The organism is Akkermansia sp. RCC_12PD (assembly GCF_036417355.1).
In the GTDB taxonomy this organism is placed as follows: Bacteria; Verrucomicrobiota; Verrucomicrobiia; order Verrucomicrobiales; family Akkermansiaceae; genus Akkermansia.
The window spans coordinates 1,228,881-1,243,150 of sequence record NZ_CP143889.1; the positions used below are offsets into that span (position 1 = coordinate 1,228,881).

Consider the following 14,270-nt stretch of genomic DNA (forward strand, 5'->3'; position numbering starts at 1 on the left):
AGAAAATATTAATGTCTATGATACAAACAAATTGATGTTAAAAATAGTAGTGTAGTTTATCCATAATAAATTCCCATGATTTCATAACGTAAATATGGAAAATTCGGGATAATTACATTGACATGAGATGCGGACATATGCTACTGGGGAAATGATCATGGAGGACAGCCTTCCTCTCATTTCGTTCATCAATCCCAACACCTTAATACCTTATGAACACTCCAGCTGCTACTCCTGGCAGCAAGTCTTCTTCCATTCCTGCTTATCGCAAATGGTACTTCGGCTCTACGGCCAAACCCATGCTGCGGGGCATGCGCACCGCTTCGGAGCCCGATCCGCTGCCGTTTGAACCAATCCACGAAAAAGACAACCACAAAGTAGGTCCTCCCAGCACCTCGGCGGACGGGTACAACACCTACGGCACCTTCACCATCCCGGAAGGAGCCGATGGCAAAAAGCTCTACGGCACCTGTTCTCTCTTCCTGGGGGTGGACGACTGGGGCAGTCTGGAGGTGAAGGACTCCGGCGGCAAGGTGGTGGCGCAGGTGGACCTGAAGGAAAACTCGCAGGAGGCGGGAGACAAGGGCGGCCACAAATACCACACGGGCACCGGCGGGGCGCAGCTGCCTTCCGGTTCCTACAGCTGGGAAGTCAACCAGACCAACATCGACTACAAGCCTGAAAAAGACAACGTCTCCATCTGCAACTACAGCATCGACGTGGTTCCGACGGAGCCGGGCGGCAAGGAGGAACCTGAGAAGTGCCCGTGCGAGGGAGACACGTGCGACAATAGCGGCGGAACGCCGCCCTCCCCGTCGCTGGCCCGGTCGGGCTCTGCGGCGGGTGTGAAAAGCAGCACACTGGGGAACTACTCCTCGGCAGGGTGCAGCGTGACGGCGGAAAGCACGGCTACGCTGATGTACTGGTCGTGCAACTTTGGGGCATTCAGGGGGCTGGGAAATCTTCCTGCGGGGCGGTTGGAACTGAGGGCTGAGGAAAACATCTCCGGCCTGGAAAACCCGGTGTCTCTGGCCTACAACCATCCCTTGAACAGCCGTCTGGACGTGCCCGAAGGGGGCATTGTGCCCGGAGTGCGGTTCAATCTGGTGCAGGGAGACCGGGTGATTGCGATGCGCTGCTACACGGACGGGTCCGTGCTGCCCATCGGGGTGGACACGTCGGGCGGAGGGCGCGCGGCTCTGGCCACGGTGGAGGGGCAATCCTGCCTGCAATGGACCGTCATGGATGGCAGCGCCTACCTCTTCTCGGCGGAAACAGGAACGCTCCTCACCTACACCACGGCCGACAGGCAGGTCATCTCCAATGTCGCCACTTATCTGGACGTCAGGCATGCCCAGGACGGCTCCCTCAGGCAAATCTGGAACCTGTGGGACGGCCTGCTCAACGTGGAAAACGTCACGGCCGCGGGCTACCTCATCGCGCTCTACACGCCGGGGCAAATCACCGGAACGGACGAACAGGGATTTTATAGCGTTACAGGCGTTCCCTTCAAAACGTTTGCCCTCTCCCTTTCCACGGACGGCCAATTCACCATCACGGAGCAGACGCCGGCCAGGCAGCCCTATGCCGTCACCTGGTGGAAAAACGGCCTGGCGTGGAACATGCGGAGGGGGACGGGAGAAGAGGCGATTACAACCACCCGCACGCGCACGGAGGTGGAACCGGAAGACTCGGTCTGGCAGCTGGTGACGGAAATCTCCAAAGGGGGCATCATGGCGGCGCGCACCTGCTCCATCTATCAAACGACGGACGTAGGCGACCTGCTGCTCACCCGGGTGGAAGGCTACCAAAGTCCGGAGGCGCAAACCACGCAATACGCCTACGACCAGTGCGGACGGCTCAAGACGGAAACGGCTCCCGACGGCAGCCAAATTCATTACGCGTATGACCTCTACGGCCGGCTGCTTACCCGCGACGAACCGTGGGCGGAAAGCGGCAGGCGCATCACGCGCTACACCTATGCCTATTCGGGAGAAGCCGACTTCAACGACGAACCCGCCACGGAAACGGTAGACCTGCTTCCACTGGAAGGGCACATCAAAACGCTGGCGTCCACCGCCTGGAAATACACGACGGCCAACCACGTCAAGAGGACGGAAAAGAGGGTCACGGGGTCAGGTGTGACGGGCACGCACCTGACGGCCACGGAACAATGGCTGGCCGGCGCGCCCGATGTCTACGCCCGCGGACGCACCCGGATGACCCGGGACCTCAACGGCGTGCAAACGTGGCACGACTACGCGGCCACGACGGAACACGGTGCCCTCTACACGGAAACGGTTGAAACGCGCCTCAACGGGGAAACCGTGCCGGGACAGAGCACGCGCACCATTACCTGGATCACGGCGGAAGGGCAGCGCGTCAGGGAGGAAAGCCACGTTCTGCTCAGCAGCGGGGAATGGGCCATCACAGACAGCGCCTCTTACGAATTTGACACGCAGAACCGGTGGGTGAAAAAGACGGCTGGCAACGGCCGGGTGACGCAGCGCGAATTGATGTGCGACGGGCGCCTGCTGTGGGGTATTGATGAAGACGGCGTCAGAACGGACTACGCCTACGACACGGCAAGACAATTGATGGAAACAACCCGCTCCGGCGTGACGGACGGGGAAACCGTCGTCACGCCGGAAACCATCACCACCTACACGAGGGACGCCCAGGGGCGTGTGCTGCAAACACGCACGGACACGGGAGCGATGACTACGCAGGAAAGCACGGCATATGATCTTCTTGGAAGAACAATCTCCACCACGGACGTCCTGGGCCGGGTCACCACCTACGCCTACAGCCAGGACGGTTTGACGACCACGCGTACCATCCCCTCCGGAGCCACATTCATCACGCGCAGCGCCCCGGACGGAACGGTCCTGGAAGAATCCGGCACGGGACAGCGTCATGTCATCCATTCCATTGACTTGGCCAATGACGGCGTTCGGACCTTCACGAAAGCCATCTGTGGTGAGACGGAAATCGAGCTGCAAAGAATGATCGTCAACGGAGCCGGGGAAACCCTGCGCACGGGCGTCCCCAACACCGTCGGCGGGTTCATGTACACGAGAAACACCTACAACGCCAAGGGACAGCTCACCAAAACACAGACGGATGCGGAAACCGCGGCCACAACGATGGCCCCGACCCTGTGGGAATACGATGCCTTCGGCAACAGAACGAAAGAAACCTGGAAGCTTGCCGATCCGGCCACCGTATCCAACTCGCGCATCACCGCGTGGAGCTACGGCGTGGAGCAGGCAGAAGATGGCGTGTACCGTGTCGTCACGGCAACCAGCAACAACGGCCAGGGCACGACCTATGACGAGACGCAAAAAACGCTTCTCTCCTCCCTCTCGCCCACGCTGGAAAGCAAGGTCATTTCCATCGACCCCAGAGGAAATATATCCACGCAGTGGAGCGAATACGGCGCGGGCGCTCTGCGGACGCAGAAAAGCAACATTCCCACCTCCAGCATCACGGCTACAGCCACGGTTATCGACGGCTTCACCACCGCGCAGACCGACTACGCAGGCATCGTAACCAGCCAAACCCGCACCTATGCGGAAACCGGCATCGTCTATACCCAAACCGACGGCCGGGGCAACACGACCACGACGAAGACCGATATTGCGGGGCGCACCGCCTCGGTGACGGACGCGGCGGGCAACACGACTTCCACCGCCTACAGTCCTTATTTCGACCAGCCTTCCGTGGTCACCAACGCCCTCGGGAATGCAGCCCATTACAAGTACGACGTCCGGGGTCGCAAGACGGCGCAATACGGCACGGGCGCCCAACCCCTGATCTTTGCCTACGACGAAGCCAACAGAATGGTAAGCCTCACCACGTTCAGGGAGGACGCGGGGGACATCACCACCGATCCCACGGGACGCACGGACGGGGACCTCACCACCTGGAGCTACGATGACGCCACGGGCCTGCTCATCCGCAAAACCTACGCGGACGGCACCCATGAGGACACTACCTACAATGCCCTGAACCTCAAATCAACGCTCACCGACGCGCGGGGGATCGTCACCACCTGGGGCTACAACCTGAAAAAGGGGGTCAACACCTCCGTCTCCTACAGCGACTCCACGCCCGGCATCCAATACGCCTACAACTACCTCAACCAGCTGATGAGGGTGACGGATGCTTCCGGTACGCGCACCATCTCCTACAACCAATACAGCGAACCGGACACCGATAGCATCACGATAGGGGGAGCCTCCTACCAGCTCCAGGAAAACTACGATATCTACGGCCGGTCCTCCGGCTACGCCTTAAAGCAGGGAACCACCGTTCTTCAGGAAGTCAGCCAGGGGTATGAAGCCAACGGGCGGCTTGCCAGTGCCGGAATCATGCACGGAGGAGAAGAACAGACATTCGCCTACAGCTATCTGGCAGGAAGCAGCCTGCTCTTCAGCCTGGCGATGCCCAACGGCATCGTCAGGGAACTTGCCTATGAAGAACACCGCGACCTGGCAACAGCCATCAACTACCATCTGGGAGAAACCGTGCCGGTCTCGTGCACCCAGAGCTACGACGCATTGGGACGCCCGGTCACCCGCACCCGGCAGCGGGGAACCGAAGCTGCCCGCAATGACAGCTTCAGCTACAACGGCAGAAATGAACTCACCGCAGCTACCCTGGGCACCGCCCCCTACGGTTACAGCTACGACAACATCGGCAACCGCAAGACGGCGCAGGAACTGGCCGAGGAACTCGCCTACACAGCCAACGAACTCAACCAGTACACCCGCATTGAAGAAAGGGGGGAAACGCCTTTTGTGCCGACGTACGACGCCTCGGGCAACCAGACGCTGATCAAAACATCAACGGGTATCTGGACGGCCGCTTACAACGCGGCCAACCGGGCGGTGAGCTTCACCAGCCGGGACGGCGCTACGGTGGTGGAATGCGGGTACGACTACCAGGGCCGCCGCTACATGAAGAAAGTAACCGTCAACGGAACGGTCACCAGCCATGAACGCTACCTGTACCGCGGCTACCTGCAGATAGCTGCGCTGGACATGCTCAACAGCCGGAACGTGCTTCGGACACTGTTGTGGGATCCTCTGGAACCGGTGGTCACACGGCCTCTGGCTCTGGTGCAGGATAATGCCCTGTACTGCTATGGCGTTGACTTTAACAAGAACGTGACGGAGGTGTTCGACGCGCAGGGAACAATCGCGGCGGCTTACGATTACTCACCCTATGGACAGGTTGCTTCCACGGGAGACCTTGTCCAGCCCGTGCAGTGGTCCAGCGAGATGAACGACGAAGAACTCGCCCTGGTCTATTACAATTACCGCTATTACAACCCGGCTGATGGCAGGTGGATTAATCGCGATCCCGTCGCCGAAGAAGGGGGATGGAATTTATATGCAATTGTTAAAAACCATATATTTCTTAACAGTGACCGTTTGGGATTAGAGCCAAAGATTGAATATGACGAGAATTGTAGAGATAAAAGACCTAATATAAGCAAGCAATTTAAGATAGCTCAGAATGCAATTTCTAAGGCAATAAAGGACATCAATCCCAAGTCGGATCGTTATGTTCGGTTTTTTGGTAAGTATTCCCGCGCACGACACCAAGTGGTTAATCGCGTAATTTCAGAAATAAAACGTATCTTGGATCATGCAACTATTTCTGTTGATTGTTGTGGAATAGAATGCGACGAAAATTGGATTGCTTATGTTTATAACAATGATGGGAAATTTCAAATATTTCTATGCCCTGAATTCTTCAGTTCTCCAGGAGGCAATGATTTTAAGAACCAAGCTAATACCATATTGCACGAATTATCACATGAAGTAGAAATGCCACAACCTAATCTTGTTTTGGATAAACAAGCCCCATGGAATCCTAATACGGAACCTTCCGGTGCCCCTTACGGGGATGATTATGCGGAATGGATAGCTGAACATGATGCTTGGACAGCTGTAACGAATGCAGAAAATTATGCTGCATATCTTTCGGAAAATTTATAGATGCTAAATCTTATGCCTCAATTTTTTATTATATTTATTTTTCTATTATTAATACCTTGTTTCGGCAAAGATAAAATTTTAAAAAATAGTGAAAAAAATACGATTACAGACTGGCGGTATAGAAAAACATCATTGATGGAAATTCAGAAAAAGTTGGTTAATATCGAAAAACGAGCCATGTATGTTCGAATAGAAAAACGATATTATCAGAAGGGTAAAGATAATGAGATTTATATATATAATTTAAGTCAGGAATTAAAAAAAGATTTATTGGGAGAATGGAAAAATGCAAAATATTGGTCTACACGTACCAAGAATGGTTTTTTCTTTACGCCAGCATTCTTTTACATACTTGATTTTTTAGATGAAAATAAAAATCGAATCGAATCAATAGATATGGATCTATGGTATCAACCAAAAGGAAAATTGAATTTCAGCTCTGTGAAAGAAAAAATTTTGTCTTTGTTCCAGAAAGTCGACGCTAAGTGAAGAAAGTAACCGTCAACGGAACGGTCACCAGCCATGAACGCTACCTGTACCGCGGCTACCTGCAACTAGCGGCCCTGGACATGCTCAACAGCCGGAACGTGCTCCGGACACTGTTGTGGGATCCTCTGGAAGAGGTAGCTACGCGTCCCCTGGCCTTGGTGTGGAATAATGCTCTTTACTGCTATGGGTGGGACTTCAACAAGAACGTCACAGAGGTGTTCAATAGGGAAGGCGCTATTGCTGTTGCCTATGATTATTCTCCCTATGGAATAGTCAGTAGTACAGGTAACCTCGTCCAGCCGGTGCAGTGGAGCAGCGAGATGAACGATGAAGAGTTGGAGCTGGTCTATTATAATTACCGCTATTACAACCCGGCTGATGGCAGATGGATCAATCGTGATCCCATCGCTGAACAGGGTGATTGGAATTTGTATGGGTTTGTGAGAAATAATTTAAATATTGATAACCTCGGGTTATTATCTAACGATGGTAGCGGCACAGTCATTCCGAACACAGAAACAGAAGGTAATTGTATTGGAATTGCATGTGAAACGACAAAACCATTGTCTCCCGATCCAGAAAAGATACCTAAAAATGTAGATTTAAACACATTTCTTGATATCATTCGAGAAATTCTTATTGGAGATTGTACTCGAATGGAGAAAAACAGTACACAAAATGAAACCCAATGCCAAGAATGTGAAAGAGAAATCATTTGCTTAGCATACTTTATCACGAAGCAGAGCGAATTGATATTGAAGTTCATTGTGTAGGGCGTACAATTCCATTAGGAACTCCAAAATAATTACCTCCTTTTGAATTTAAATTAGGAGTAGATGGAAACCGTGTCACAGGTATAACTAACATCCAAAACCATATGGTTAAGTATATTATTAAACCAGGATTGGATAAAATACACTTTCAAGATGGAAAAATGTTAGGGCAATGGGCAACATATTGCTGTAAAGAAAAAAAGAAGAATAAAAAAAGAATACAATGATAATAATTTTATTAATTTTAAATTTACTGCGCATGGATTCTATTAAAGACAATGCAATTTCTAATAAAATGGAGCAATATATAAATCATGGAGAAAATTCACAAAAAAATAAAATAGTAAAATCTTTACCAATATTTATAAAATGTAATTTGGATAGTAGCTCATCAATTAATACACAAAAAATTATTACTTTAAAGGATTTTTTAAAAGATAAAGATTTAGAAACTTTCGATTGGAAATCTATTTTACCTCCATTGAATTAACTATTGATTGTTGAAGAAGGGATGGAATTTGTACGGGTTGGTCGGGAATAATTCAATCCTAGAATACTCAAGTGGATCTGGATAATATGGAAGATTGTACAGTTCAAGTTATTGTTGGGCAAAGAGCTTCTGCTGAGGGAACTGCACAGCGTTTGTCTATTCCAACGTTTCCTCCTCCCTCACCATCTAGGCCATGGCCTGCATTAAATTGAAAATTAAGAGACATGTCTGATATATTATGGGCTATTGTTTCATCCTTTTTTATATGTCTGCTAAATTCAAAAACAAAAAAAGAAAATAAATTTTATAGAAGTAAGGAAATTCAGAATATAGTTAAAAAATATAAAATTAGTGCTGAGATCATAGGTTCATTATTTCTTATTGTTTTATGTGTACTCATTTTATTAGCTTTATACCAATCTGGCAAGTGTCCTGTGGTTGCCATATTCTTAAGTTCTTTATACACTTTATTATTGATGGTCTCTACGTCTATCTTTGCATACATTCTTTGCAAAATAAATAGACATTGGAATCCAGATGAAATTTACCTTGTAATTGCTATTCGAGCAAACATGTCTCTTAGACGATTGAAACAAGTACAGTTCTTTCTTTTAGGAATGTCTTGTTCAGGACTCATATATTCGACTATTTATTTAATACTAAACGGAATTATTTAATTTAGTCTTGTGTTGCATGATTTATCTGGATTCTTCGTGGCGGTTCATTGAACAAGCGTATCAAACTTTTACATTTATCATTTGAATCCTGTGATTGGAAAAAACGGCGTCACAAGACTATTCTATATAATTCCGTTTCAAATTATTCAAAATAGAATTAATATTATGGATATTAATGAATTATAGTTCCTATAGCAATAGTGTTTCTGGCGGTGGATGTGTTCATGGATATTCGGAACTTGGGTTAATTGCCAAAGCTGCAAGCCGAATAGGTTCCTTAGAAGTGGGTGCCAGGGGAGGTATTAACTTTAGGGCTTCAGCTTGTGTGACTATTAAATTGGATAAGTTTGAAGTTAAAGGTCGGGAGTGTGCATCCTTGCGTGCTCGTGTTTGGGCTAGTGCAAAAATTTGGACGCTGAAAAAATAGATTGTAATCATGAGTGGCAAGATCAATATTGCACACCATGGATTCCATTGTTACAATGACCAATAACATAAGCCCATAAGAAATAATTGAAGGAATGAAAAAGGATATTGATTGGCGAAAACTTCAATTCGGGGCGACTTTATTAAATACAAAAGAAAATGCAAGGGTTCTATACTTAATCGATAATTCTATATTTGATACGGTAGGTAGACTCCATTACTTTATAAAAACAGGCAAAGGCATAGGAGAAATAGGGGGAAATAAAATTGAAATATCTCAAATTAACTCAGATTCCTATTGCATTAATACCACGGAACAAGAATATTGTATATCACGATTAGATGATATAAGAATCCGAATTTCTTACAAGAGAAGTCGATATATCGATTTTTTTCTTCAAGAAGATTTAAATAATAGACTAATACGTAAATCATTAGTTTACGATAATATAGACCGTCAATTTGAAGTTTCAATTTCCAGGAATCAAACTATATTGTATTTTTTAAGAATGATTATAGGATTGTTGTCATTTGGCCTTTTAAAACAACCAAAAACGTCCATTATTCCTCCCCTCTTTGACGCTGATGATGATATGCAAAAAGCTCTTGTGCTCGGCATTATTGCTATACAAATGATCTACTGTCCTTATGACTATGATAATTGGTCATAGTTACTCGACTAGTGGTGATAGAGTTTAGTCGTAGAAATTAGTTTTCTTTGTGCATATTTTGGTCTGATTTTTTGAAATATTAAACTGCGTAATATGAATTGTATAAATTCTAACTAAACAAGCGGTGGGGAATATGCTCCATAACCGGAACGTGCTTCAGACACTTTGGTGGGATCCGCTGGAATCGGCAGCAACGCGTCCCCTGGCCCTGGTGCAGGACGATGTTCTTTACTGCTATAGAATAGACTTCGACAAGAATGTCACGGAAGTGTTCAATGGGCAGGGAACTGTTGCGGCAACTTACGACTACTCTCCCTATGGGACAGTCGGCAGCACAGGAAGTCTTGTCCAGCCCGTACAGTGGTCCAGTGAGATGAACGATGAAGAATTGGCCCTATTCTACTAAAACTACCGTTATTATAATCCTGCAGACGGTAGGTGGATTAACAGGGATCTGTATAGTATGCTTGAGAATAATACGATAATATTCTATAATGAAAAAGGCATGGTTGCACCAGCGGTCGCCTGCGGCGGAATTGTTGTAGGGACTTATACATATACTGCAGCAAAAATGATGGGACTGAGTGTCTGTGTATGTTTAGCTACAACAGCTTGTCGTGAATTGATTGTGAAACTTACAAAAGAAGCATTACGTCAAGCTTGTACAGAAGGATGTCATTTGGCTTATGGTATACAGGCTGCTACTTGTAAATTTCGTTGGTCAGCACGTGAACGAGCTTTATGTTATGCACAAGCCGCTGAGAATTGTGTTTCTTGCATACAACAATGTAATCACTCCACGAGATAATAAGATGATAAAGGAAATTGTTTTTTTAAGGGACTCTGCAGGAAATGTATCTGATGTAACAATAAATATATTATGTCCGGTGAAGGCAGAGCAGATGAAGTGGAAATCCCAGGTTGAAATTACACATTGTCATTCATCTTTGGGCGGAAAAGCTTCAATATATAATACAACGCAGCTCCTTTCCTTGAGAACAGCTTTATTATTTGTAGATAGAATACTGGAAGATTTAGTTAAAGACAGGCAGGGGGTTTTGTTCTTTTCAAAAGAAGGGGCAGTTAATGATGATCCGGGTGATCAATATTTATTCCGTATGTCGGACAAGCTGATTTGAATTGATCCGGTAATTGCCTCTTAGCTGGTTTTCATGGTTGCATATCATCCAGGGAGAATTGAAATTTCATGGAGATCAAAAGAATAAGAGAACATTGCCGTAACAGGGCTTCTCAAGCGCTTGAGACTTTCCCTTTTCTAAAATTTACGCCGCTATTCTAATAAAAAATCGTTAAAAAAGGACTGTCCGAAAGGCAGTCCTTTTTCGCATCCGGTTGTCGGCAAAAGCTTATTTCTGTGGTAAGATTCCGCCTGCTTTTTACTGCCCAGCGGGGGCTTTCTGCGCTTCCGGCACGGGGAGGGGCGTGTTCCGGATGGTGACGGGCGTTCCTATGCTGGTTTGCTTGTAGAGAATTTCCGCCACGTTCCGCGGCAGGCGAACGCAGCCATGAGAAATGGGATGGCGCCGCACCTTTCCCACGTGCAGGCCCAGCCCTGCGTTGGTGAGACGCTGCCAGTAAGGCATGGGAGAGCCGTCAAAGCGGCCTCCCTCCGGAACGGGGTCGGTGGATTCCGCATTGTAGTTGATGCATTTGCCTTCCGCATCATACATCTTGCCATACAGGTTGGAAACATGGTCCTCTTTTTTGGAGATGACGGTGTAGTCGCCCGTTTTGGTGGGATAGGCCTTGACACCGGAGGAGAGCGGAAAGTCCATGGCGACGAGTCCGTCCACCAAGTATTGTCCCCGTTGCTCGTTCAGGCAGACGAAAATCTTGCGCGATTTCTTCGGCGTACGCTTCAGCAGGGTGTCATCCTTGTAAATATCGTAGGTTTTCTTGTAGTCCTTGCGGGCTACGAAGTGCGCGTACGTGGAAGGATGGAAGGGGTTTTTGTATTCCGGAACGGATTTGTCCAGGGTGCGGGGGTCCGGCAGGGAGGAGTGTTCCTTGCCGGAGTGGGAACAGGACATCCACCCCATGCAGAGCACGGGGAGGATGGCCCAGGGGAGGAGGCGCTTCATAAGTGGCGGATCCGGGGCGGAGGCTCCGGATTATTTGGAACGTGGGATCGTCAGTTTCTGGTTGATGTGAATCAGGTCGGACTTGAGCCTGTTGGCTTTCTTGAGTGCGGCTACGGAAGTGCCGTTTCTGCGGGCAATGGCGCCCAGGGTATCGCCCTTCTTCACGGTATAGGTCCGGGCCTTGGGAGCGGACTTCCGCGTAGTTTTTTTGGCAACGGCGTTGCGGGAGGACTTGGCAGCCGATTTCCGCGTGGTGGATTTCTTGCTGACGGAAGGTTTGGCGGGCGGGTTGTAGGAGTAGTCGGAATGGTTGGCTACCGGGCTGTAGTGGCCGGATTCATACGAGGGATCGGAACTTTCCGCGATCCACGGCGGAATTTCCCCGTTGGCTATGGGTTCTGCAGTATCGTAGCCCGCTGTGGAAGATTTCTGGCTGGAGCAGGAGGAAAATGGAAGGACCAGCGCGGCAGCGCAGGTGCAGGTTAAAATAAGGTGCGCTTTCATGTGTGCCTGTTCTTACTAATTTATTATTTCGGTTTCAAGGAGCTAACGCGGATTTTGCGGATTTTTTTTCACTGCTGGCACAAATTGTAAAACGTTCCGGCATTCCGGGTGGTCAAACGGGCGAGTTCTTCCAGTTCCATTCCCCTGGCCACAGCGATGAAACGGGCCGTATGGATGAGATGGGCAGGTTCGTTCATGCGGCCCCTGAGCGGTTCCGGGCTGAGGTAGGGGGAGTCCGTTTCCAGCATGATGCGGTCTTCCGGACACCAGCGCGCCGTTTCCGCCACGATGGGAGCGTTTTTGAATGTAGCTACCCCGGTGAAGGAGACCATGCCGTCCAGCCCGTCAAAGATACGCGCTGCCTGTGCAGTGTCTCCGATAAAGCAGTGGAATACGGGCCGGACGCGGCCCGCATGGTTTCCGGCAATTGCCAGGGCGTCTTCAAAACTCCGGGAACCTTTTCTGTCCCGGGTATGTAGAACGATGTTCAATCCCAGGCGGGCGGCCAGTTCAAAGTGTTCTTCCAGGAGTTCCTGCTGGCGTCGGTGGAAGTCCGCCGTTTCCCAGCCTTTCGGGGCAGGGTGAAAGTAGTCCAGACCGGTTTCCCCGATGGCGGCGAGGGGAACGGTTTCCGCGGCCGCGGTCAGCTTTTCCGCCCACTTTTCCGGGGCACCGTGCGCATCGTCGGGATGAATGCCCAGCGCGCAGAAGACCGTGCCGGGAAATTGACGCGCCCAGGACAGGTTTTCTTCCCAGTCGTCCATGCATGCTCCCAGAGTGATCATGCGGTCTATTCCTGCTTCAACGGCATGCCGTATGTAAATTTCCCGGCGAGACTGGTCGAATTGCCGAGAAGCCAGGTGGCAGTGCGTGTCAATGATCATGGTGTGAAACCCTTGTGGGGTAAAGCGGAAGTCTGTGGATATTTTCCCTTATTGAAAAGTCCAAACCGGAAGCATGCCTGATTTTTCCTTGCAAGGCGGATAGGAAATGGACAAACTGCCCCGCATGAAATGTGCAGCTTTGCGCGTGTGCGCCAGCCTGTTAACGGCGGGAGCGTCTTCTCTTTATGCAGGAACCGTCCCTGCCGCAGCCCCTCAGGAAGGGCCTGTTATCAGCCTCCATGTGGAGAACGACATGTTTGTAGGGGACGACGACAATTATACCAGTGGCGTCCGCATTGGCTGGATGTCCGGCACCACTGCGGAAAGCCGCACGTTTTCAGGCATGCTGGGAACAGTGCTGGGAGGGACGAATGCTTCTGATTCCTGGCGGCGTTTCATGGGGATGAATGGTTCCTCCAATCTGCGGCAGCAGTGGGGCCTGGACCTGACCCAGTTGATGTTTACGCCGGAGCGGAAACTCCGCGAGCCGATTTACGGAGAGCATCCCTACGTGGGCAATCTGACGCTGGGCCTGATATCCCTGGTTAAAAATGAGGACCGGGCAAATGTCCTGGAACTCCAGCTGGGTACCACGGGTTCTCCTTCCCTGGCCAAGGGCTCCCAGCATTTGGTTCATAAGATGTGGGGGATGGAACAATGGCCCGGCTGGAACAACCAGCTTCCCAGCGAAATGACCGCCAATTTGTTTTTCAAACGCTATTACCGCCTCCGCGGGCTGGAAAGGCATTATGGTTCCGGGTTAGAGACAGACGCCCTGGCCTACTGGCACGCGGATGCCGGCACCGTGAAGGTGCAGGCAGGCGGAGGCATGACTTTCCGCTTCGGCTATAACCTGGGCAATACTTCGCCGGAAAACAGCATCCGCGGGGCTACCAGCGCCGCTCCCCCCTTCGTTTACAACAGGACTTCCGTTTCCAACTGGGGTTATTACGGATATCTTCACGCGTCGGCGCGCGCCGTGGCGCATGATCTGTATCTGGACGGCACCGTTTTCCATTCCTCCCCGGATTACGTGAACAAATATCCCGTGGTGGCGGAATGGGGCTACGGGTTCGGCGTCACCTACAAGCGTACGGAATTCCTTTTCGGGCTGCATTATATTACCAAGGAATACACGCGGCAGGAGTCCATCCAGTGCGTAGGCGTGCTTCAACTGAGGCATACTTTTTAATGCCCGCATTCCGTGCGGGCAGCTTGCATAGCGGAGCGGCAGCTTGCAAAATGC

At 50.0% G+C, this 14,270-nt stretch carries 11 protein-coding genes; 8 read left to right on the top strand and 3 right to left on the bottom strand.

Features of this window, described 5'->3' with window-relative positions; all coding sequences use genetic code 11:
• Nucleotides 1–212 precede the first annotated feature (212 nt).
• From V3C20_RS05155 to V3C20_RS05185, 7 genes are all read left to right on the top strand, one after another.
• Nucleotides 213–6,008, top strand: coding sequence for a M35 family metallo-endopeptidase (locus V3C20_RS05155; RefSeq protein ID WP_149873314.1), 5,796 nt, complete (start codon nt 213–215; stop codon nt 6,006–6,008).
• A 12-nt stretch (nt 6,009–6,020) separates the two neighbouring features.
• Entirely contained in the window at nt 6,021–6,497 is a 477-nt protein-coding gene (locus V3C20_RS05160; RefSeq protein ID WP_162532033.1) for a hypothetical protein, read from the top strand.
• The gene (locus V3C20_RS05165) at nt 6,494–7,270 is read left to right on the top strand and encodes an RHS repeat-associated core domain-containing protein (RefSeq protein WP_238623871.1); all 777 of its coding nucleotides are present in this window, start codon (nt 6,494–6,496) and stop codon (nt 7,268–7,270) included. The genes V3C20_RS05160 and V3C20_RS05165 overlap by 4 nt, the downstream gene beginning before the upstream one ends.
• A gap of 259 nt (nt 7,271–7,529) precedes the next feature.
• On the top strand, nt 7,530–7,760 hold the full coding sequence (locus V3C20_RS05170) for a hypothetical protein (protein ID WP_130084830.1): 231 nt from the start codon (nt 7,530–7,532) through the stop codon (nt 7,758–7,760).
• Nucleotides 7,761–8,958: 1,198 nt separating this feature from the next.
• The gene (locus tag V3C20_RS05175; protein WP_130084831.1) at nt 8,959–9,534 is read left to right on the top strand and encodes a hypothetical protein; all 576 of its coding nucleotides are present in this window, start codon (nt 8,959–8,961) and stop codon (nt 9,532–9,534) included.
• 151 nt (nt 9,535–9,685) lie between these two features.
• The gene (locus V3C20_RS05180; RefSeq protein ID WP_149873313.1) at nt 9,686–9,940 is read left to right on the top strand and encodes a hypothetical protein; all 255 of its coding nucleotides are present in this window, start codon (nt 9,686–9,688) and stop codon (nt 9,938–9,940) included.
• A 322-nt stretch (nt 9,941–10,262) separates the two neighbouring features.
• The gene (locus tag V3C20_RS05185; protein WP_149873807.1) at nt 10,263–10,673 is read left to right on the top strand and encodes a hypothetical protein; all 411 of its coding nucleotides are present in this window, start codon (nt 10,263–10,265) and stop codon (nt 10,671–10,673) included.
• Between the two features lie 258 nt (nt 10,674–10,931).
• Here the strand turns inward: V3C20_RS05185 and V3C20_RS05190 are convergent, their stop codons facing one another.
• The 3 genes from V3C20_RS05190 to V3C20_RS05200 all read right to left on the bottom strand — a co-directional run bounded on the left by V3C20_RS05190 (nt 10,932) and on the right by V3C20_RS05200 (nt 13,024).
• Nucleotides 10,932–11,636, bottom strand: a complete 705-nt coding sequence (locus tag V3C20_RS05190) for a L,D-transpeptidase family protein (protein WP_130084833.1) — start codon at nt 11,634–11,636, stop codon at nt 10,932–10,934.
• A 30-nt stretch (nt 11,637–11,666) separates the two neighbouring features.
• On the bottom strand, nt 11,667–12,140 hold the full coding sequence (locus V3C20_RS05195; RefSeq protein ID WP_130084834.1) for a LysM peptidoglycan-binding domain-containing protein: 474 nt from the start codon (nt 12,138–12,140) through the stop codon (nt 11,667–11,669).
• Between the two features lie 68 nt (nt 12,141–12,208).
• On the bottom strand, nt 12,209–13,024 hold the full coding sequence (locus V3C20_RS05200) for a TatD family hydrolase (RefSeq protein ID WP_130084835.1): 816 nt from the start codon (nt 13,022–13,024) through the stop codon (nt 12,209–12,211).
• A 124-nt stretch (nt 13,025–13,148) separates the two neighbouring features.
• On the opposite strand from V3C20_RS05200, the gene V3C20_RS05205 reads away from it, so the two are divergent.
• On the top strand, nt 13,149–14,216 hold the full coding sequence (locus V3C20_RS05205) for a lipid A deacylase LpxR family protein (RefSeq protein ID WP_161981449.1): 1,068 nt from the start codon (nt 13,149–13,151) through the stop codon (nt 14,214–14,216).
• The last annotated feature ends 54 nt before the right edge of the window (nt 14,217–14,270 follow it).

Bases quoted from the DNA above. Each gene is read 5' to 3' on its own strand.
- V3C20_RS05155 (WP_149873314.1), top strand. From the start codon at position 213: ATGAACACTCCAGCTGCTACTCCTGGCAGCAAGTCTTCTTCCATTCCT.
- V3C20_RS05160 (WP_162532033.1), top strand. From the start codon at position 6,021: ATGCCTCAATTTTTTATTATATTTATTTTTCTATTATTAATACCTTGT.
- V3C20_RS05170 (WP_130084830.1), top strand. From the start codon at position 7,530: ATGGATTCTATTAAAGACAATGCAATTTCTAATAAAATGGAGCAATAT.
- V3C20_RS05175 (WP_130084831.1), top strand. From the start codon at position 8,959: ATGAAAAAGGATATTGATTGGCGAAAACTTCAATTCGGGGCGACTTTA.
- V3C20_RS05190 (WP_130084833.1), bottom strand. From the start codon at position 11,636: ATGAAGCGCCTCCTCCCCTGGGCCATCCTCCCCGTGCTCTGCATGGGG.
- V3C20_RS05195 (WP_130084834.1), bottom strand. From the start codon at position 12,140: ATGAAAGCGCACCTTATTTTAACCTGCACCTGCGCTGCCGCGCTGGTC.
- V3C20_RS05200 (WP_130084835.1), bottom strand. From the start codon at position 13,024: ATGATCATTGACACGCACTGCCACCTGGCTTCTCGGCAATTCGACCAG.
- V3C20_RS05205 (WP_161981449.1), top strand. From the start codon at position 13,149: ATGAAATGTGCAGCTTTGCGCGTGTGCGCCAGCCTGTTAACGGCGGGA.